Origin of the sequence: Providencia sp. PROV189 (assembly GCF_028480065.1) — a bacterium.
Lineage (GTDB): Bacteria > Pseudomonadota > Gammaproteobacteria > Enterobacterales > Enterobacteriaceae > Providencia > Providencia stuartii.
In genome coordinates this window covers 134801-154124 of the sequence record NZ_JAMPOG010000009.1, presented here as the reverse complement: position 1 = coordinate 154124, position 19324 = coordinate 134801, and the positions used below count along the sequence as shown (strand labels likewise).

General features: G+C 41.3%; 21 protein-coding genes and 1 other annotated feature. Of the genes, 15 read left to right on the top strand and 6 right to left on the bottom strand.

The features are described 5' to 3' along the window. The first annotated feature begins 295 nt into the window (after positions 1–295). Positions 296–835 (top strand): YniB family protein, encoded by a 540-nt coding sequence (locus PR833_RS07620; protein ID WP_014658188.1) that lies wholly within the window; start codon positions 296–298, stop codon positions 833–835. A 40-nt stretch (positions 836–875) separates the two neighbouring features. Here PR833_RS07620 and PR833_RS07615 read toward each other — a convergent pair whose 3' ends face one another. Next, entirely contained in the window at positions 876–1745 is an 870-nt protein-coding gene (locus PR833_RS07615) for a fructosamine kinase family protein (protein WP_272526002.1), read from the bottom strand. Positions 1746–2126: 381 nt separating this feature from the next. On the opposite strand from PR833_RS07615, the gene PR833_RS07610 reads away from it, so the two are divergent. After that, complete coding sequence (locus PR833_RS07610) at positions 2127–4415, top strand: FdhF/YdeP family oxidoreductase (RefSeq protein ID WP_102780574.1); 2289 nt, start codon at positions 2127–2129, stop codon at positions 4413–4415. Between the two features lie 86 nt (positions 4416–4501). On the opposite strand, the gene PR833_RS07605 is transcribed toward PR833_RS07610, so the two are convergent. From PR833_RS07605 to PR833_RS07590, 4 genes are read right to left on the bottom strand one after another with little or no spacing between them, the layout of a single operon-like run. Continuing rightward, complete coding sequence (locus PR833_RS07605) at positions 4502–5368, bottom strand: metal ABC transporter permease (protein WP_004919051.1); 867 nt, start codon at positions 5366–5368, stop codon at positions 4502–4504. After that, positions 5361–6251 (bottom strand): metal ABC transporter permease, encoded by an 891-nt coding sequence (locus PR833_RS07600; RefSeq protein ID WP_004919054.1) that lies wholly within the window; start codon positions 6249–6251, stop codon positions 5361–5363. The genes PR833_RS07605 and PR833_RS07600 overlap by 8 nt, the downstream gene beginning before the upstream one ends. Next, positions 6248–7138 carry a manganese/iron ABC transporter ATP-binding protein gene (locus tag PR833_RS07595; RefSeq protein ID WP_272526001.1) on the bottom strand — a complete coding sequence of 297 codons (891 nt, stop codon included), beginning with the start codon at positions 7136–7138 and terminating at the stop codon, positions 6248–6250. The genes PR833_RS07600 and PR833_RS07595 overlap by 4 nt, the downstream gene beginning before the upstream one ends. Before the next feature lies 1 nt (position 7139). Continuing rightward, a complete protein-coding gene (locus PR833_RS07590) occupies positions 7140–8051 on the bottom strand; it encodes a metal ABC transporter substrate-binding protein (RefSeq protein WP_004919060.1) in 912 nt (303 codons plus the stop codon). A gap of 266 nt (positions 8052–8317) precedes the next feature. On the opposite strand from PR833_RS07590, the gene PR833_RS07585 reads away from it, so the two are divergent. Beyond that, positions 8318–8974: a transglycosylase SLT domain-containing protein gene (locus PR833_RS07585; protein ID WP_004919061.1), complete on the top strand. Its 657-nt coding sequence runs from the start codon at positions 8318–8320 to the stop codon at positions 8972–8974. On the opposite strand, the gene PR833_RS07580 is transcribed toward PR833_RS07585, so the two are convergent. After that, positions 8971–9675, bottom strand: a complete 705-nt coding sequence (locus PR833_RS07580; protein ID WP_004919062.1) for a MarC family NAAT transporter — start codon at positions 9673–9675, stop codon at positions 8971–8973. The genes PR833_RS07585 and PR833_RS07580 overlap by 4 nt on opposite strands. Positions 9676–10137: 462 nt before the next feature. Between PR833_RS07580 and fos the strand changes: the two genes are divergently transcribed. The 12 genes from fos to pheS all read left to right on the top strand — a co-directional run bounded on the left by fos (position 10138) and on the right by pheS (position 19322). Then, positions 10138–10557, top strand: a complete 420-nt coding sequence (gene fos / locus PR833_RS07575; RefSeq protein ID WP_014658192.1) for a fosfomycin resistance glutathione transferase — start codon at positions 10138–10140, stop codon at positions 10555–10557. A gap of 55 nt (positions 10558–10612) precedes the next feature. Continuing rightward, positions 10613–11137, top strand: coding sequence for a GNAT family N-acetyltransferase (locus tag PR833_RS07570; RefSeq protein ID WP_004919069.1), 525 nt, complete (start codon positions 10613–10615; stop codon positions 11135–11137). A 130-nt stretch (positions 11138–11267) separates the two neighbouring features. After that, positions 11268–11663, top strand: a complete 396-nt coding sequence (locus PR833_RS07565; protein WP_004919070.1) for a hypothetical protein — start codon at positions 11268–11270, stop codon at positions 11661–11663. Between the two features lie 122 nt (positions 11664–11785). Then, entirely contained in the window at positions 11786–12235 is a 450-nt protein-coding gene (locus PR833_RS07560) for a methyltransferase family protein (RefSeq protein WP_061064124.1), read from the top strand. Between the two features lie 307 nt (positions 12236–12542). Further along, positions 12543–13142: a LysE family translocator gene (locus PR833_RS07555; RefSeq protein ID WP_014658194.1), complete on the top strand. Its 600-nt coding sequence runs from the start codon at positions 12543–12545 to the stop codon at positions 13140–13142. 809 nt (positions 13143–13951) lie between these two features. Continuing rightward, complete coding sequence (gene thrS / locus PR833_RS07550) at positions 13952–15880, top strand: threonine--tRNA ligase (RefSeq protein WP_014658195.1); 1929 nt, start codon at positions 13952–13954, stop codon at positions 15878–15880. Between the two features lie 3 nt (positions 15881–15883). After that, positions 15884–16423 carry a translation initiation factor IF-3 gene (gene infC, locus PR833_RS07545; protein ID WP_071599650.1) on the top strand — a complete coding sequence of 180 codons (540 nt, stop codon included), beginning with the start codon at positions 15884–15886 and terminating at the stop codon, positions 16421–16423. A 347-nt stretch (positions 16424–16770) separates the two neighbouring features. Next, on the top strand, positions 16771–17310 hold the full coding sequence (gene infC / locus PR833_RS07540) for a translation initiation factor IF-3 (RefSeq protein ID WP_036943861.1): 540 nt from the start codon (positions 16771–16773) through the stop codon (positions 17308–17310). Positions 17311–17404: 94 nt separating this feature from the next. Continuing rightward, positions 17405–17602: a 50S ribosomal protein L35 gene (rpmI, locus tag PR833_RS07535; RefSeq protein WP_004263702.1), complete on the top strand. Its 198-nt coding sequence runs from the start codon at positions 17405–17407 to the stop codon at positions 17600–17602. A gap of 42 nt (positions 17603–17644) precedes the next feature. After that, complete coding sequence (rplT, locus tag PR833_RS07530) at positions 17645–18001, top strand: 50S ribosomal protein L20 (protein ID WP_004263714.1); 357 nt, start codon at positions 17645–17647, stop codon at positions 17999–18001. An 89-nt stretch (positions 18002–18090) separates the two neighbouring features. Further along, positions 18091–18215: a sequence feature (Phe leader region), on the top strand. Then, entirely contained in the window at positions 18097–18141 is a 45-nt protein-coding gene (gene pheM / locus PR833_RS20410; RefSeq protein WP_120752679.1) for a pheST operon leader peptide PheM, read from the top strand. It overlaps the preceding feature by 45 nt. Positions 18216–18338: 123 nt before the next feature. Beyond that, positions 18339–19322 carry a phenylalanine--tRNA ligase subunit alpha gene (pheS, locus tag PR833_RS07525; protein WP_014658197.1) on the top strand — a complete coding sequence of 328 codons (984 nt, stop codon included), beginning with the start codon at positions 18339–18341 and terminating at the stop codon, positions 19320–19322. Positions 19323–19324: the final 2 nt, after the last annotated feature.

The following is a 19324-nucleotide window of genomic DNA, read 5'->3' as shown; positions in this document are numbered from 1 at the left end:
TATGAAACTATTCAGTTATGGATTGAAAATGCTCGATAACATGGTTGAGACATCAACACAGCAATCCATATCCGACACACGGGAATATGGGAATGACAAGGCCCCTAAATCCGTCATATCGCGGTTGCGGTCTAAGAAGTGGGCAGCTTTGCCACTGACGACAATGGGCAGTCACGAAAGCGCAAGTTAAATAATCTGAAATTGCGAGTATCCGTATTATTCCTTGTGGTAAATTTGGTGGCTTTATAAAAATTCAGTTATGATTAGTTATAAAAAAATTTTTAGAGGGTCAATAATGAATTACCAGACTGCAAGTTATGTCGCAATCGGCAAGCGTATTATCGGTTGGATTGTTTTTCTTGTAGCATTGATTTCCACTTTAGCGTCATTAGTCAAATTGGCGGGTATGAAAGGGTTAGAAGGAGAGGGTATTAATGCAGTAGCCAATGATTTTATTAAATTAATGGCTGAAATGACGCGCCAAAGTACACCGTTTCTTAATGTCTTCTGGAACAACTCCCCAGTACCTCAAGTTGCCAATGGTTTTTCAGGCGCGAATATCGGCTTTATCATTATCTTTCTTTTTATCTTTGTTGGCTTAGCACTAAGCGCTTCTGGCTTACGCATGTATCGACAAATTAAATTTATTCGTGAAAGCCTCGAAGATCACGTGATATTGGAAAAAGCCAAAGGAAATGAAGTCTCGAAAGAAGAGCTTGAAGCTAAAGTGACGATCCCTCGACACACCATATTTACCCAATTCTTTATTCTTTATTTTTCGCCAATCGCATTCGGTATAGTTATCTATTTGGCATTAAAGTTGCTGAATTGGTAATTATCTGGCCCAGTCAGGCATCGCTGGGCCAACACCGTCATTATTTCTCGCCAATTAACTCATCGATAATGGTACGTGCGTGCAAATAGCTTTTTTCAAAGCCAAAAATATTGGATTGGCAAAGTAGATAATAAAGTTGATAAATAGGTTGCCTTTCGAGGAAGCCCGAAGGTAAAGGCCACACACTTTGGTATCCGTCAATAATTTGGATGGGTAACTCTGGGTATAAAGGCAACATTGCCATATCACATTCTCTATCCCCCCAATAGCAGGCGGGATCATATAAAATACCATTCTGCTCTTGTGTCATAGCGCAGTTGGCAGGCCACAAATCCCCATGAAGTAAGGAAGGTTGCGGTTGATGTCCTGTCAGGCGCTCTTTGACAATATCAACGATCTGCTGAATATCGCCAAAGACCATTCCTTTCTCAGCGGCAATTTGTAATTGCAAACCAATACGTTTTTCGGCGAAGAAAGAGTTCCACCGTTTTTCCCAACCATTTGGCTGAGTGATGGTGCCTAACATTGTATCAAAGTCAAAACCATAGCTCGGTTGCTCTTCCCATTGATGTAGGTGGGCTAATTGCTGACCGAAACGCCATGCGTTAGTTGCATCAAAACTTTTTAAAGGAAAATATTCTAATAGCAGAAAGCTGTGGTGTTTATTACTCCCTACACCATACACTTTAGGCACGGTGATGGTTTTGCTTTTGGCAAGCATTTCAAGCTGTTCGGCTTCTTGTTTAAATAAAGGCAGAAATTCACGCAGATTCTGTTTGACGAAAATGGTATGGTCACCGTAATCGATTTTCATCGTGTGATGAATATCACCCCCAGAAAGTATTTCTTTGTTATGAAGTTCTGCTTCACCTAAGTGTTCGCTTAATAAACGGTACATTGCTTGCCACATGATACACCTCGCTTTGCTTTGGTCTTCACTAACACGATTCTATAGCGACAGTTTAGGAATTAACAGCAATAATTATTTAAAAAGAAGAGCCTATCACGAAATGGCTCAACTATAACATTATGTTGAATGGATTATTTTAGATATTCATTATTATCGATATATTGTTTTTAAATTAATAACTAGTCATAAATAAATATTGAAATAAGACTATGAATATATTTCAAATGTTATTTTTCTTTTTTAAAAAATAAAGCCTTATTGTAATGACTATTATTTGCTATATTTTCTAATGAATATAATAAAATTAATTTTATACATAATTAGATTGTAATTATTCGATGTTTATTTTTTGCAATATTTAAATTAAAAAGAGTAATGAAAATGAAAGAGAAAATTGAAAATTACACTGGTCCTGCCGCTGGCTGGGGCGCGGTAAAAGCCGTGGCTGAAGCTATTCGAGGCCAAATGGAAATTGGTCATGATGTGATTGCTATGTTTGAAATGAATAAGCCTCAGGGGTTTGATTGCCCTGGTTGTGCATGGCCTGATCCGAAACATTATGCCTCCTTCGATATATGTGAAAATGGCGCAAAAGCCATGTCATGGGAAGCAACATCGAAAAGAACCACACCTGAATTTTTTGCAAAACATTCAGTAACTGAATTATTAAAGTGGGATGATTACGATTTAGAAAATGAAGGTCGTTTAACGCATCCAATGAAATATAATCCGCAAACTGACCATTATGAAGTGATTGAATGGGAAGAAGCCTTTGCACAAATAGGTAAACATTTATCTGGCTATGCCGACCCTAATGTGGTCGAGTTTTATACCTCTGGGCGCACCTCAAACGAAGCTGCGTTTTTATATCAACTGTTTGCAAGAGAGTACGGAACGAATAATTTCCCTGATTGTTCCAATATGTGCCATGAACCAACGAGTGTTGGACTTGCTGCATCTATTGGGGTGGGTAAGGGCACTGTGTTATTGGAAGACTTTGATAAAGCCGATTTAGTGATCTGTATTGGTCATAACCCCGGCACTAACCACCCAAGAATGCTGAGCTCATTGCGTGAAGTGTCAAAACGTGGTGCAAAAATTATCGCGATCAATCCGTTAAAAGAACGTGGGTTGGAACGGTTTGAGTACCCACAAGATCCTGTTGAGATGCTGACTTTAGAGTCAACTCAATTAGCTCAACACTATTATAAAGTACGCATCGGTGGCGATACTGCATTAATAAAAGGCGTGATGCGTGTTGTTATTGAGCAGCATGAGGCTGCGGTCGCACAAGGTAAATCGCCTATATTAGATAATGATTTTATTCAGGCTCACACTGCCGGTTTTGAGGCACTCAAACATGATGTGATGTCGACGCGTTGGGAAGATATATTACGTGTTAGCGGTCTGACTCGTGATGAAATCGAACAAATAGCCCAATTATATATTGAGGCGGATAGCACGATTATTTGTTATGGAATGGGGATCACTCAGCACCAGCACGGTACACAAAATATTCAGCAATTAGTGAATCTGCTGCTGCTCAAAGGGAACATTGGACGTGAAGGGGCCGGCATCTGTCCTTTACGTGGGCACTCCAATGTACAAGGAGACCGTACTGTTGGGATCACCGAAAAACCAAGCCAAGCTTTTCTCGATAAAATCGAACAACGGTTTGGTTTTAAACCCCCAGCTAAATTTGGCCATGCCGCTGTCGCGAGTATGCAAGCTATTTCTCAAGGAAGTGCGCGTGCATTGATCTGTATGGGCGGTAATTTAGCGGTTGCGATGCCGGATCAGGATGCCTGCTATAGCGGTATGAAAAAATTAGACTTAGCAGTGCATGCAGCGACTAAACTTAATCGCTCCCATCTGTTGACAGCCAAAAACACATTCCTATTCCCCGTATTAGGGCGTACTGAACGGGATGAACAAAAAACCGGACCACAAAGTATTACCGTTGAGGATTCTATGTCGATGGTACATGCTTCACACGGTAAGCTAAAACCGGCTAGCCCTCACTTGAAATCAGAGTGTGCCATCGTAGCCGGTATGGCTAAGGCTACATTGCCAAATACTAAAGTAGAATGGGATGAGTTTATCGATGACTACGATAAAATTCGTGACGCGATGGAGGCGGTGTTACCGGGTTTTGAAGATTATAACGCGCGGATCCGTGTGCCCGGTGGTTTTCACTTAACCAATGCGGCTGCAGAGCGACGCTGGTTGACGTCATCAGGAAAAGCAAACTTCATTACGACGCAAGGCGTTATTGAAGACCCTAAATCAGCGGTGAATAGCGAATTAGTCTTGGCGACAGTACGTAGCCATGACCAATATAACACCACTATCTATGGACTCAATGACCGCTATCGCGGTGTTTTTGGCCAACGTGATGTGATGTTTATTAGCGAAGCACAGGCTAAGAAACAGAACTTAGCCGCAGGCGATAGAGTCAATATTATTGCACTGGATAGTGAACAAAAGCGCACTCATCGCCGCTTAGATAACTTAAAAGTGGTTATCCATGATATGGCTGATCGCTGCGTGGCGACCTATTTCCCAGAAGCGAATAACTTAATTGCGTTGGATAATTTTGACCCGCAAAGTGGTATTCCGGCTTACAAAAACATTCCAGTGGTACTAGAAAAAGTGGATGTAGCGTCTTAACACCATCTCTTGATGACATAGAGACAAAAGCCACCCTTAAGATGATTGGGTGGCTTTTTATTTTGCTTATTATCGCTAACAGCGCATTAGGCCGACTGTAACTTTTCTTGCGGTAATTTCGCTTTTTTGCGCGCTAAGACCATTTTGCTATAGAGCAGGGCAATGATGAAATAGATGGCTTGAGTAATAACAATACAAGGGCCTGTAGCACCGTCAATGTGGAAACTGACAATGGTTCCAATCACACTAGAGGTGACGGAGGCAATCACGGCCACAAAGAGCATCCACCCAAAGCTTCGACATAGGACAAAAGCGATGATGCCCGGGGAGATAAGCATCGCAATGACTAAGATGATCCCAACCGCTTGAAGCGAGGCGACAATGGTAAGGGCGAGCAATGAGAGCAGACCATAATGGATCAACTTCACAGGCAGGCCAATCACACGCGCTTGATTAGGGTCAAAGCAATACAGCATAAAATCTTTACGTTTTAGTAAGATAATAGCGATGGTAATGCCTGCAAACCATAGGTTTTGCTTAAATTCGGCGTCGGTAATACCAAGAATATCCCCAAATAGGATATGAGTAAGATGCTGCTCGGTATCGATTTTGGCAAACATCACTAAGCCGACGGCGAACATGCCTGAAAAGACAATTCCCATCACGGTATCTTCTTTGATACGACTATTCTCTTTGAGGTATCCGGTGGCAAATGCACAAAACAGGCCCGAAACAAATGCCCCAATAGCAAGTGGTATACCCGCAACAGAAGCAATAACAATCCCCGGTAATACAGCATGGGAGATGGCATCCCCCATTAATGACCAGCCTTTAAGCACTAAAAAGCAAGATAAAATCGCACAGACTGCACCTGTCACGATAGCCGTAATAATCGCTTTCTGCATAAACGGGAAAATAAACGGTGCCGTTAGTAAGTCAATAAAATCACTCATTAGAGGCTCCTTGTTGTTTTATTTTATGCAGGTTCTCGACTTCCTGTTTTGCCTTACGACGAGAAGCAAAAATGCCGTGTTTTGGCGCAAAGAAGAATGCCAACAAGAAAATAACCGTTTGAAGCGTCACAATTAAGCCGCCAGTTGCCCCATTGAGGAAATAGCTGGCATAAGCACCAATCGCGCTGGTGGCAGTACCAATAGCGACTGCAATGATTAATAAACGCTTAAATTGGTCAGTGAGTAGATAAGCTGTTGCCCCGGGAGTTACCACCATAGCAATAACTAAGATTGCGCCAACCGTTTGTAATGCAGCTACCGTACAAGCACTTAGTAGAGTAAAAAAGATAATCTTTAAGCGCAATGGATTCAAGCCAATTGAACGAGCGTGGCTTTCATCAAAGAACACGGCGAGTAAATCCTTCCATAAAGCCAGTAGCACGATAAAGGAGATGGCGATAATAATTTCAACCTGCAATACATCGGCGTCGGCGATACCTAAAATATTACCGAAAATGATGGTTTGCACATTCACTGAAGTTGGGTTTAAAGAGACGATTAATAGCCCCGCGGCAAAGAAAGTTGAAAAGATAAAGCCGATAACGGCATCTTCACGTAACCGAGTAATATGCTTAATAAAGGTCATAGCTAGGGCCGCGAGGATCCCCGTAAAAAAGGCGCCGGCGGCATAGGGTAAGCCTAACGCATAAGCTCCGGCAACACCCGGTACAACGGAATGAGAGAGGGCATCGCCCATTAATGACCAACCTTTGAGCATTAGGTAAGCTGAAAGAAATGCACAAACGGCACCCACAATAGCGCTTACCCAAATGGCTTTAACCATATAGTTGTACTCGAAAGGTTGCAGTAACAACTCGATCATACTGGATCCATAGGCTGGTTTGTTCTAACGGGGGCATTGTGGTCATGGCCATAGAAAACGGCGGCGCGTTCATCATCGGTAATCACCGTGACAGAGCGTGGATCGTCGTCGTCATGCAGCTCTTGACCTGAAAGATTGATATGGCGTAGCACACCACCAAAAGCCACTTGCAAATTCTTTTGGGTAAATGTGGTTTCAGTCGGACCACTTGCGAGTACGGTGCGATTAATCAAAATGACTTGGTCACAAAACTCAGGCACACTCCCTAAGTTGTGAGTAGACACCAAAATCAGGTGGCCTTCATCACGTAGGCTACGTAACAGGTCAATAATGGCGTTTTCTGTTTTAACATCGACCCCTGTAAAGGGTTCATCAAGTAGGAGCACTTTACCTTGTTGGGCTAGCGCACGAGCTAAAAAGACGCGTTTTTTCTGCCCGCCAGAAAGCTCGCCAATCTGGCGATGCTCTAACCCTGCCAAATCTACACGTTCAAGTGCTTTTTTTACCGCTTCTTTGTCTTCACTTTTAGGAATACGAAAAAAGCCCATTTTGCCGTAACGCCCCATCATCACCACATCGGAGACAAGCACAGGAAAGTTCCAATCCACTTCCTCTGTTTGAGGAACGTAGGCAATAATGTTTTCTTTGAGAGCCTCTTTGATTGGCTCACCATTGAGCGTGACACTGCCAGATGATGGGGTGACTAACCCCATGATCGTTTTAAATAAGGTGGATTTACCACTGCCGTTGACGCCAACCAATGCACATATTGATCCGCCTGTAATATCAAAACTTGCATCATAAATTGCAGTGTGACCGTTGTTGTAAGTGACAGTGGCATCATCCACAACCAAATTAGGGTGTTCAAAGCGTTTCGAGTTACTCATATTACTGATCAAATCCTTTCGCTATAGTGTCAACGGTTGTATTTAACAGTTCGATATAGGTTGGTACTGGGCCATCTGCGGTTGATAGTGAATCTACATAAAGGACTCCACCGTATTTTGCCCCAGTTTCTTTACTAACTTGGCGTGCTGGTTTGTCTGAAATTGTACTTTCGCTAAATACCACAGGGATATTATATTTACGTACAGTATCAATCACATTTTTAACTTGTTGTGGCGTTCCTTGTTCTTCCGCATTAATTGGCCAGAGATAAGCTTCTTTAAAGCCATAATCTTTTGTTAAGTAGCTGAAAGCGCCTTCACTTGAGACTAACCAACGTTTCTCTTCAGGGATACGGTTGAGTCGCTCACGCAGTGGAGCATCAAGTTGTGCAATCTGTTCAGCATATTTTTTCGCATTTTGGTTGTAGATTTCTGCGTTTTCTGGATCATACTTAACCAATGCTTTGCGAATATTTTCGATATAAATTTGGGCGTTTGCAGGTGACATCCATGCGTGTGGGTTCGGATTCCCCTTATATTCGCCTTCACGAATTGGCATAGGATCAATCCCCTCAGTGACGACAACAGCAGGAACATTTTGGAAATTTTCAAAGAAGCGTTGGAACCAGACTTCAAGGTTTAAGCCATTCCATAAGATCAGGTCGGCATCATAGGCCTTCATGATATCTTTTGGTGTTGGTTGGTAGCCGTGGATTTCAGCGCCAGGCTTGGTTATCGATTCCACAACGGCGGCATCCCCTGCGACGTTTTGTGCGATATCTTGAATAATGGTAAAAGTTGTGACGACCTTAAACTTTTTAGCTAATGCAGGTTGACTGATTAGTAAAATAGTAGATAAAGCAAAGACAGCAGAAAGTAGTGGTTTAGACAGTAGAGATAGTGTTTTCTTCATTATTCAGACCCTGACATCATTGGCTTAGTGGATTTTTTAATTACCCTGTTACGCATAAAAAGAATAGCAGGAGTAAAAGTCAATTGATAATGATTATCAATATCAATTGGGTAAAGTCAAGACAAAAAGTGTGTGATTTTTCTATTATTGTGATTACTTTTTTCAATGACTAAAACATGTCTTGAAGTAAAAGTTAAGTAAAAATTATTTTATTTTTCTTACTATTAGTTATTCTTCCGTCAGTTTTATTAGCAGAGGATATCTCGGTGAAAAAAAATATCAGTGGCGCATTGGTATTTCTGTTGCTAGCGGGTTGCTCTAGTGAACCAGAAAAACAAGTATCAACACAACGGATGTTAAATAAAAGTAGCAATTTATCAACAGTGCAGCAAAATATTTCCTTTCCTCGTACGCCATTTGATGAGTTCATTCGAGAGTCTGCGAGTCGTTATAATGTTGATGAAACCTTAATTCGGGCCATCATTGAGGTTGAATCAAATTTCCGGCCGGATGTCGTCAGTAAGTCGAATGCGATTGGTTTAATGCAAATCAAAGCTTCAACTGCGGGGCGTGATGCATATCGTTACCAAGGGAAGTCTGGGGAGCCTTCAACGCGAGATTTAAAAGATCCGAGAAAAAATATTGATATTGGCACAGCTTATATTCGGATATTAAAAGAGCAACACCTTGCTGGGATTAACAATCCCCAAACGATGTACTATGCGACTGTCGTGGCTTACGTCAATGGTGCTGGCGCCTTGTTAAGGACATTTGATAATGATAAAGGCAGAGCTATCGCGATGATTAATCGATTGACACCTGAAGAGTTTTATCAACACGTTCAAACGAAACACCCAGCGCCTCAAGCTCCGCGTTATTTATGGAAAGTCAAAAATGCCTATAATTCATTAGCCATGAATTAATGATGTGCCGCCACTAAATGTGGGAGTTGCGCGACAATCTCAACGATACCGTTGATAACAAACTGCACTCCCATACAAATTAATAAGAACCCCATTACCCTTGATATCGCATCAATTCCACCATTACCTAACCATTTCATGATAGAAGTGGCACCTCGTAATGCTAACCAAACAATTAAGCTAACAATGAAAAAGGTGATTACCGGAGCGACTTTTAATACCCAAGGGGCAAAGCCAACATCACCTTGTAAAGAGGCCGCTGAGCTAATGATAATAGCGATGGTACCTGGCCCTGCAGTACTCGGCATGGCAAGGGGAACAAACGCAATATTAGGTGATTTTTGACGTTTTTTAGAGACGGTTGTGTCATCAGGTGTTAAGGCACTGGTATCATCGTTATTCTCACCGCTAGGGAATAGCATACCAAAACCAATAAATGCCACAATTAACCCACCAGCAATGCGTAATCCGGGAATCGAAATACCAAATGTATTCATCACTAATTGCCCTGCGTAGAAGGCAATAGTCATGATCGCGAAAATATAAATAGAAGCCAAAAGTGATTGATGGTTTCGCTGCTCTTTGGTCATGTTGCCAGACAAACTCAGCATCACTGCAATTGTTGTCAATGGGTTGGCAAGAGGAAGTATTAAAACCAATCCAATACCGATGGCCTGAAATAGCTGAAGAAAATCATTCATAATAGGCAAATTAAGCTCTTAATGGAGGTTAAAATTCAGTGCGAATTGGCACTATAGCAAAAATTATGCACAGATGCCCCGTAAAACCGCTTATCTCGCTACACAATCTCTGATATATCACGCGATAAAGTTATCAGTCTTATTGCGATGATTTTTTTAAGATTTAAAAAGAAGTAGTTGTACACATTAACTGTGGATAACATTCGCATTCTATTGTGAATAAGTTGATTTACTCTTTTTATAACAGTGAGATATAACAGTGAGCTAAAAAATGTTCAATTTTTAAGATAAAAAAAACCCTTTTTATGGGGGACATAAAAAGGGAAAGGGCATCTATTAGTAGGTTGTCAAAATTTCGATATGGTTAAGTTATACCGTTAATTTTGTTATTTACTTACTGGTTATGTAAATTCATTAAAAGAATACGTGTACAATTATTTATTAGTGAGCGAGGGAGAAAAAATGCTAATTGGAATCAATCATTTAACTCTAGCCGTTAGTGACATACAAAAAAGTATTTCTTTTTATCAGACGGTATTAGGAATGCAGTTACATGCAAGTTGGGAGCGAGGGGCTTATTTAACCTGTGGTGCACTATGGGTATGCCTTTCTTATGACCCGATGAGACAAGAGGTTGCTGCTGCAAAGCGTCGTGATTACACCCATTATGCTTTTACGGTGTTAGCTGAGGATTTTTCGGATATCGTTGAAAAATTGCATCAAGCCGGCGTGACTGTCTGGAAAGATAACCGCAGTGAAGGTGACTCCTTCTATTTTTTAGATCCAGATGGTCATCAATTAGAAATTCATGTTGGTTCATTAATAGATAGATTAAAGAGTTGCCGCAAAAAGCCGTACGACGGAATGGTATTTTATTCATAGTCAATACACCGCGGCGAATAGGTGATAACACAGGTGAAAGTTATAGGGAAACATTATGTCTATTCAAAGTGTAGCGACTGTTGGTGGGTTGGAACAACAATTAGATTGGTTATTAATCGACTGTGTAAACAGCGGGGCTTCGATTGGATTTATTGCTCCAATAACACAGGTTGAAGCGCGCAATTATTGGCAAACAGTTGATCAAGGCTTGCAAACCGGTGAACGTTTATTACTCGTAAAATTAGTCGACAAACAGTTAGCTGGGGCAATTCAACTTTCATTTTGCGCAAAGGCAAATGGTCGCCATCGGGCAGAAGTTGAAAAACTCATGGTACACACAGCTTTTCGTCAGCAAGGCATAGCTAAACAGTTACTTCTCGCTGTGGAGCAGGTAGCGCTAAGCCATCAACGAACATTACTTGTATTAGATACTCGTACAGGTGATGTTGCTGCACATCTGTATCGCCAACAAGATTATATCGAGGTGGGCGAAATTCCTCATTTTGTATCGAATGCTCAACAGGAGTTTGAGAGTACAACTATTTTCTATAAGCACTTAAGCGTAAACGTATCATCTTAATTTGCTTGCTTTTATTAGCCTATTAATATTGCTAGAGTTTTCTTTACAAACTATTTTTTATTATAAATATTGCTTTACGCCCTATGCACTATGCTAACTAAAGTCAAACAGGTAAGTTTTGGGGTTGTAAATGAAAAATGTAATGACGGCTCTGACGGCATTCGTCATGCTAATGGGAGTCGCAATAGCTGCACTGCTTATTGTTTTTCCGCAGCAATGGAAGCAGGACATCTATCCTAGTGTAGCAAGTATTTTGCCTGAATCTATTAATGCGCTAATGCCAAGCTGGGGTGCGGATTATAATGCATGTGACAGTTTAGAAAGTAATTTGCAAACCTTTGCCGAATATTTAAAGACAAATGAAGATGTTGTCAACGTTAAAGGTATGAATGGACTGGACGACCAATTGAATGCCATACGCTCACGGGTTGAGAGTATGCCAGTACAAGTACGGAAATTAGTTTGCCAACAAGAATATGCACGCTTAGAAGGGTTAAAAAGTGTGTTCTTTTTGGGAAATAATTAGCGTTAATTTAATCAAAATAGTGCAGAAAATATCGCAAGGATAGAAAGCAAAATTTGTTATTTAAAACATCTTACATGATTTGTGTTAGTCTAAGTATGCCGTGTTGATTTAGGGAGCGTATCATGCGCATATTTAGACTTCCTTTCTTAAATTGGCTAATTTTCAACGCCATCGCCTTCTATTATCTTTATACGAAAAATAGCCTGTCTTGGAGTTTCTCTGGTTGGATGGGAATATTGGCGATACTGGTTGCGTTGGAAAGCTTTGGGTGGATAGCCGCCAGTTTATATTATTTTTATCGTTACAAGACATCCCCTAATCCCATCGTTCAGGCAACAGCGTTGATCACGGAGGGGCCATTTAAATTCTCTCGTAATCCACTCTATTTGGCGTTTACATCCTTGTGTGTCAGTTTGGCACTGTTTACCCAATCACCGTATTTTCTTGTATCAGGCCTTGTATTTTGGCTGGTGACCGATCTGTATACCATCCCTCAAGAAGAAAAGTTCTTATCAGCACGTTTTCAAGAGGAGTGGCAACGTTATAGCCAACAAACACGACGCTGGCTGTAACTTAAGAATACGGTGTGTATTTTAAAATAACCGTTAAATATGCATTTTGTTCTTAACAACTAGCGCAAAATATCGTTGTTTATCATATTGTCTTGTTTATTTATCAGCGGAGCGTATCACGACTAGAGGTATCTATTTACTGGTTGATGACGTAAAACGAGGCATGCGCACGCAGAGATAAAAAAAGTGAATTCAGATCACTTTACACTGCTCTTCACTCAGTATTCAGCGGCCTGAAGGCCAATGCATTGAGTAAACAATCCATTGCTATTTTTTATTAACCATTTGCTCAATAGATGCACACACTATGAATATTGAAACTTTCATTTCGTTATCGATGTTTTCTTTTGTCACGTCCATTACCCCAGGCCCCAATAACATCATGTTACTTGCATCGGGGATGAATTTTGGACTAAAGCGAACTATGCCACACGCATTAGGGGTCTCAATAGGCTTTTTGGTGATGCTAATTGCAGTGGGAATGGGAGTGGGGGCTTTAATTAAGTCGTCAGAGATCGTTTATAATATTTTGAAGTATCTAGGGATAGCCTATTTATTATGGCTAGCTTGGAAGACGACAATCAGCCGTTCAGTTGGATCAGCAAAAAACAGTAATGAAAAACCGCTAACGTTGTTAGAAGCAGCGCTGTTTCAATGGGTAAACCCAAAAGCATGGATGATGGCGATATCGGGTATGGCCCTCTACACAGACTCAACGAACCCTTATAGCTCAATGTTGCTTGTGGCGGTTATTTTTAGCCTAATTAATTTTCCATCTGTCACGATTTGGGCTATGTTTGGTAGTGAGTTGCGCGAACGATTGAAGAACCCTAATGTTTTGAAAAAGTTTAATTTAATTATGGGGCTATTGCTTGCGGCAAGTGCGATATCAGTGATATTCCAATAATATCTTATCGCCTCAACAGTAAGGCAAAAAGGGAAATATTGGGTTATCGGATAAGTGATAGTGGATATACAGCATTATGGTGTATATGGGGAGTGTAGGCAGGCTGGTGGAAAGACGCATACCACCTATACATTCCGCTATATACCTCCACGCGCACAATTGAGTTAATTAAACCAATCGAAACGGGAATGAATATTGAGCAAACCTACGATTAAATAAATCGGATAGAAAGTCAGCATTAGTGAAAAAGGGGCTGACTGAATTGTGATTATCATTGCGCTGATATATAGGCTCAGTTTTTCACTCGTCATTTTGAAAAATAGGCGGCCTTTAATGGGAAGCAGCTATTAGCAACCTGTGGTGACAATCCAAATATTTTTCCAGTTGAGCAAAGCCAAGGGTTGATTATTTTAGTATTTATACCTATTTATATTGTTGTGGCAATGCGGCATATCTTGTTTTAATTGTAGAAAATAGACTCAGTATTTTTATTGCGCTCATTTTCGTATTGATTGGTACTTCATATAAACTCACCATTTTCTATGTTGCACTATTCAAATTGTGTCCATCGCTCTATTTGAGCAAGCTTGAACTATTCGGCGATAATAACCACTCATCTATCGCGAATAAATCAGTCTGTGTTATCATTGTCAATGAGTTACTTTTAATGTGCATAGTCAGTTAGTCATTTGTGTACATATCTCGCATAGTGAAGTGAGGAATTAATCGTAACGTATTGTTTTATAAACTTGGAATAATCAAGCAAGTGATCTTTCGTGTGGGTCACCACTGCTGATAAGGATTTATTAATGCCTGTTATTACTCTTCCTGATGGAAGTCAGCGTCAGTTCGACCATGCCGTTTCTGTGATGGATGTTGCGCGTGATATTGGAGCAGGTCTCGCAAAAGCGTGTATTGCGGGCCGTGTAAACGGTGAATTGGTTGATGCCTGTGAACTGATCGAGCATGATGCCAATTTGGCTATCATTACCAGCAAAGATGATGAAGGGTTAGAAATCATTCGTCACTCTTGTGCTCACTTGCTAGGTCATGCAATCAAACAATTATGGCCAAACACCAAAATGGCAATTGGTCCAGTTATCGATAATGGTTTTTATTATGATATTGACCTAGATTATGCGCTGACGCAGGAAGACTTGGAAAAGCTTGAAAAGCGTATGCTTGAGCTTGCCAAAACAGATTATGATGTAATTAAAAAACGTGTTTCTTGGGCCGAAGCTCGCGAAACCTTTGTTGCCCGTGGCGAAGATTATAAAGTTGAAATTCTTGATCAAAATATTAGTCAAGACGACCGCCCAGGCTTATATCATCATCAAGAATATATTGATATGTGTCGCGGTCCACACGTACCTAATATGCGTTTCTGTCACCACTTTAAATTACAGAAAGTGGCGGGTGCATACTGGCGTGGTAACAGCGATAATAAAATGCTGCAACGTATTTACGGTACCGCTTGGGCAGATAAAAAGCAGCTAAATGCCTATCTATTACGCCTTGAAGAGGCGGCTAAGCGTGACCACCGTAAAATTGGTAAGCAATTAGATTTATACCATATGCAGGAAGAAGCGCCGGGTATGGCGTTCTGGCACAATGATGGCTGGACAATCTTCCGTGAATTAGAAACTTTTGTACGTACTAAACTAAAAGCCTATAACTATCAAGAAGTAAAAGGTCCATTTATGATGGATCGGGTACTTTGGGAAAGAACTGGGCACTGGGAAAACTACAAAGACGCGATGTTCACAACGTCTTCTGAGAACCGTGAGTATTGCGTGAAACCAATGAACTGCCCAGGTCACGTACAAATTTTCAACCAAGGTTTGAAATCATACCGTGATCTGCCATTAAGAATGGCTGAGTTTGGTAGCTGCCATCGTAATGAACCATCCGGCGCGTTACATGGTTTAATGCGTGTACGTGGCTTTACACAAGATGATGCTCATATCTTCTGTACTGAAGATCAAATCTTAAGTGAAGTCACCGACTGTATTAAAATGATTTATGACGTTTATGCAACATTTGGCTTTGAAAAAATTGTTGTTAAATTGTCTACACGTCCTGAAAAACGTATCGGTACTGACGATATGTGGGATACCGCAGAAGCGGATCTGGCTCAGGCGTTAAAAGATCAAGGTATTGAGTTTGAATACCAGCCAGGCGAAGGGGCATTCTATGGTCCTAAAATTGAATTTACACTGTATGACTGCCTAGACCGCGCATGGCAGTGTGGTACTGTACAGTTAGACTTCTTCTTGCCAGGCCGCCTCAATGCATCTTATGTTGGTGAAAACAACGAACGTATTGTGCCTGTGATGATCCACCGTGCGGTATTAGGTTCACTTGAGCGCTTTATCGGTATTTTGACAGAAGAATATGCAGGCTTCTTCCCAACATGGTTGGCGCCACAACAAGTGGTTGTGATGAACATCACTGATACTCAGGCGGATTATGTTCAAGAATTAGTCAGCAAGCTACAAAGTGTTGGCATTCGTGCGAAAGCGGACTTACGTAACGAGAAAATCGGCTTTAAGATCCGCGAACACACCTTGCGTCGTGTTCCTTACATGTTAGTTTGCGGCGATAAAGAAGTTGAATCAGGTAAAGTCTCTGTACGTACCCGTCGCGGTAAAGATTTAGGCAGCCTAGATGTCAATGAATTTACAAACAAACTGCTAGAAGAAATTCGCAGTCGTCAGCTTAATCAGATGGAGGAATAAGGTATTAAAGGCGGAAAAAAACTCCCAACAGCACGTCCAAATCGTATTAACGAAGAAATCCGTGCAACTGAAATTCGAGTTACCGGTTTTGACGGTGAGCAACTCGGTGTCATGAGTGTGCGTGAAGCACTTGCGAAAGCGGAAGAGGCTGGTGTTGACCTAGTTGAAATTAGCCCTAATGCTGAGCCACCTGTTTGCCGGATCATGGATTACGGCAAATATCTTTATGAGAAGAGTAAGTCTCAGAAAGAGCAAAAGAAAAAACAAAAAGTTGTTCAAGTGAAGGAAATTAAATTCCGTCCAGGAACAGATGAAGGCGACTATCAAGTTAAACTACGTAGTCTGATTCGCTTTTTGGAAGATGGTGATAAAGCCAAAGTTACCTTGCGTTTTCGCGGTCGTGAAATGGCTCACCAACAGATCGGTATGGAAGTGCTTAACCGCATTAAAGCCGATCTGGATGAACTGGCGTCTGTGGAGTCATTCCCTTCAAGAATTGAAGGTCGCCAGATGATCATGGTCTTAGCACCAAAGAAAAAATAAGTTTATCATTATGAACAGCACCCGCATAAAAGCGGGTGCTATATCTTGTTGAACCAATCATTGAAAATCTCTAACAACCTATATTGGATGCGCTGAATATAGGCTTGATAGTATGAAAAGACATGGGTTTGTGCGAAAAAATTGATTATCTACTTGAGTAATCGGGCAATAAGCATTAAAATCCGCGGTCGAATCGCCTTATCATTCGGTAATTACCCGAGGTGACGTAGGCAAAGAATATGGCACTTTAGTTATCAACGTATTGAATCTATTAGATTAAACGGTAACTAGGGTGTATGCTTTAGAGAATATAAGCAAATCTCTTTATCCAGTTGGAGGAATAAAGTATTAAAGGCGGAAAAAGAATCCCAACAGCACGTCCAAATCGTATTAACGATGAAATTCGTGTGAATGAAGTCCGTTTAACCGGTTTAGACGGCGAACAGCTCGGCATTATGAGCCTGCGTGATGCACTAGAAAAAGCCGAAGAAGCAGGGGTAGACCTTGTTGAAATCAGCCCAAATGCCGAACCGCCAGTTTGTCGTATCATGGATTACGGCAAATTCCTTTATGAGAAGAGCAAGTCTCAAAAAGAACAGAAGAAGAAGCAAAAAGTTGTTCAGGTGAAGGAAATTAAATTCCGCCCTGGTACAGATGAAGGTGATTATCAGGTCAAACTACGCAACCTGATTCGCTTTCTCGAAGATGGTGACAAAGCCAAAGTTACACTGCGTTTTCGTGGTCGTGAAATGGCTCACCAACAAATCGGTATGGATGTACTTAACCGTATTAAGTCCGATTTGGATGAGCTGGCGTCTGTGGAGTCATTCCCTTCAAAAATTGAAGGGCGTCAGATGATCATGGTGCTGGCACCTAAGAAGAAATAATTAGGCCATCAAGTAATTGTGTTTACAGCAATGTAGATGCTATTCGCCTAATTAATTCGTAGTTTATCACAATGCGAAGTTGGAAATTAAAGAAATGCCAAAGATTAAAACTGTACGTGGCGCAGCAAAGCGCTTTAAAAAAACTGCAGGCGGTGGCTTTAAGCGCAAGCATGCAAACCTTCGTCACATTCTGACTAAAAAGTCTACTAAGCGTAAACGCCATTTACGTCCGAAAGGAATGGTATCTAAGGGCGATCTGGGTCTGGTAGTTGCCTGCCTGCCTTACGCATAAGTAAACATTGGTTAATAAGATTAAAGACGATAGGAGATAGCTATGGCTCGCGCAAAACGTGGTGTAATCGCCCGTGCACGTCACAAAAAAATTCTGAAGCAGGCGAAAGGTTACTATGGTGCACGTTCTCGTGTTTACCGCGTAGCGTTTCAGGCGGTAATCAAAGCTGGTCAATACGCTTACCGTGACCGCCGTCAACGTAAACGTCAGTTCCGTCAACTGTGGATCGCGCGTATCAACGCAGCGGCTCGCCAAAACGGTCTGTCTTACAGCCGTTTCATCAATGGCTTGAAAAAAGCTTCAATTGAAATCGACCGTAAGATCCTGGCAGACATCGCCGTATTCGACAAAGCAGCATTCACTGCTTTAGTTGAAAAAGCGAAAGGCGCTTTAGCTTAATGTTTGCTTGAAAAGAGGAAGGAGACTTCCTCTTTTCATTTATGTGGTTTTATGTTAATACTTAAGTAATACAATCTGTTTAGTGAATTAATTATATGCAAATCGTCGCTTTTCGTTTCTTCTTTTACTTTAGCACCTGAGTTTCGGGGGCTTGCGCGCGTAAGAAAAGAAACGAAAAGTTACGCTAAAGCCTCCGTCAGGAGGCTTTTTTGTTTTTGATTGAAGAAAAATACAGTAAAATCAGTTAAGTGCTTATCCATTCAATAAATGGCAAGTGAGAACTTAATAAATCGGTGAATAACTAGCAAAACGACCGTAAGGTCATAAAGGGGAAATAATGCCACATCTCGCTGAGTTGGTTGCACAGGCAAAAGCAGCCATTGAACAGGCCCAAGATGTTGCTACGTTAGAGTCAGTTCGTGTTGAATATTTAGGCAAAAGTGGCCACTTCACACTACAGATGAAAACGTTGCGTGATCTGCCTGCTGATGAACGTCCAGCAGCAGGGGCTGTGATTAATGAAGCCAAAGTACAGGTTCAAGATGCACTGAATATGCGTAAAGCAGCCATGCAGGCTGAAATACTGAATGCACGTTTAGCATCGGAGAAAATTGATGTCTCATTACCTGGGCGTCGTATGGAAAATGGGGGATTACACCCAGTTACCCGTACCATTCAGCGAATTGAAGAGTTTTTTGGTGAGTTAGGCTTTAGTGTTGAGACAGGGCCTGAAATCGAAGATGACTACCATAACTTTGATGCATTAAATATTCCTGCCCACCACCCAGCTCGTGCCGATCATGATACTTTCTGGTTTGATGCGAAGCGTTTGCTGCGTACCCAAACTTCCGGTGTGCAAATTCGTACCATGAATGGGCAACAACCGCCAATCCGTATTATCGCACCTGGTCGTGTTTACCGTAACGATTACGACCAAACACACACGCCAATGTTCCATCAAACAGAAGGATTGATTGTTGATAAAGATATCAGCTTTACTAACCTAAAAGGCACATTGCATGATTTCCTAAATAATTTCTTTGAAGAAGAAGTCCAAGTCCGCTTCCGTCCATCTTATTTCCCATTCACAGAGCCTTCTGCTGAAGTGGATGTTATGGGGAAAAATGGTAAGTGGTTAGAAGTGTTAGGCTGCGGCATGGTTCATCCAAATGTACTACGCAATGTGGGTATTGATCCAGAAATCTACTCAGGCTTTGCATTTGGCATGGGAATGGAGCGCCTTACAATGTTGCGCTACGGTGTTTCTGATTTGCGCGCATTCTTCGAAAATGATCTTCGTTTCCTCAAACAGTTTAAATAAGG

Bases quoted from the DNA above. Each gene is read 5' to 3' on its own strand.
- PR833_RS07620 (WP_014658188.1), top strand. From the start codon at position 296: ATGAATTACCAGACTGCAAGTTATGTCGCAATCGGCAAGCGTATTATC.
- PR833_RS07615 (WP_272526002.1), bottom strand. From the start codon at position 1,745: ATGTGGCAAGCAATGTACCGTTTATTAAGCGAACACTTAGGTGAAGCA.
- PR833_RS07610 (WP_102780574.1), top strand. From the start codon at position 2,127: ATGAAAGAGAAAATTGAAAATTACACTGGTCCTGCCGCTGGCTGGGGC.
- PR833_RS07605 (WP_004919051.1), bottom strand. From the start codon at position 5,368: ATGAGTGATTTTATTGACTTACTAACGGCACCGTTTATTTTCCCGTTT.
- PR833_RS07600 (WP_004919054.1), bottom strand. From the start codon at position 6,251: ATGATCGAGTTGTTACTGCAACCTTTCGAGTACAACTATATGGTTAAA.
- PR833_RS07595 (WP_272526001.1), bottom strand. From the start codon at position 7,138: ATGAGTAACTCGAAACGCTTTGAACACCCTAATTTGGTTGTGGATGAT.
- PR833_RS07590 (WP_004919060.1), bottom strand. From the start codon at position 8,051: ATGAAGAAAACACTATCTCTACTGTCTAAACCACTACTTTCTGCTGTC.
- PR833_RS07580 (WP_004919062.1), bottom strand. From the start codon at position 9,675: ATGAATGATTTTCTTCAGCTATTTCAGGCCATCGGTATTGGATTGGTT.
- fos (WP_014658192.1), top strand. From the start codon at position 10,138: ATGCTAATTGGAATCAATCATTTAACTCTAGCCGTTAGTGACATACAA.
- PR833_RS07570 (WP_004919069.1), top strand. From the start codon at position 10,613: ATGTCTATTCAAAGTGTAGCGACTGTTGGTGGGTTGGAACAACAATTA.
- PR833_RS07565 (WP_004919070.1), top strand. From the start codon at position 11,268: ATGAAAAATGTAATGACGGCTCTGACGGCATTCGTCATGCTAATGGGA.
- PR833_RS07560 (WP_061064124.1), top strand. From the start codon at position 11,786: ATGCGCATATTTAGACTTCCTTTCTTAAATTGGCTAATTTTCAACGCC.
- PR833_RS07555 (WP_014658194.1), top strand. From the start codon at position 12,543: ATGAATATTGAAACTTTCATTTCGTTATCGATGTTTTCTTTTGTCACG.
- thrS (WP_014658195.1), top strand. From the start codon at position 13,952: ATGCCTGTTATTACTCTTCCTGATGGAAGTCAGCGTCAGTTCGACCAT.
- rpmI (WP_004263702.1), top strand. From the start codon at position 17,405: ATGCCAAAGATTAAAACTGTACGTGGCGCAGCAAAGCGCTTTAAAAAA.
- rplT (WP_004263714.1), top strand. From the start codon at position 17,645: ATGGCTCGCGCAAAACGTGGTGTAATCGCCCGTGCACGTCACAAAAAA.
- pheS (WP_014658197.1), top strand. From the start codon at position 18,339: ATGCCACATCTCGCTGAGTTGGTTGCACAGGCAAAAGCAGCCATTGAA.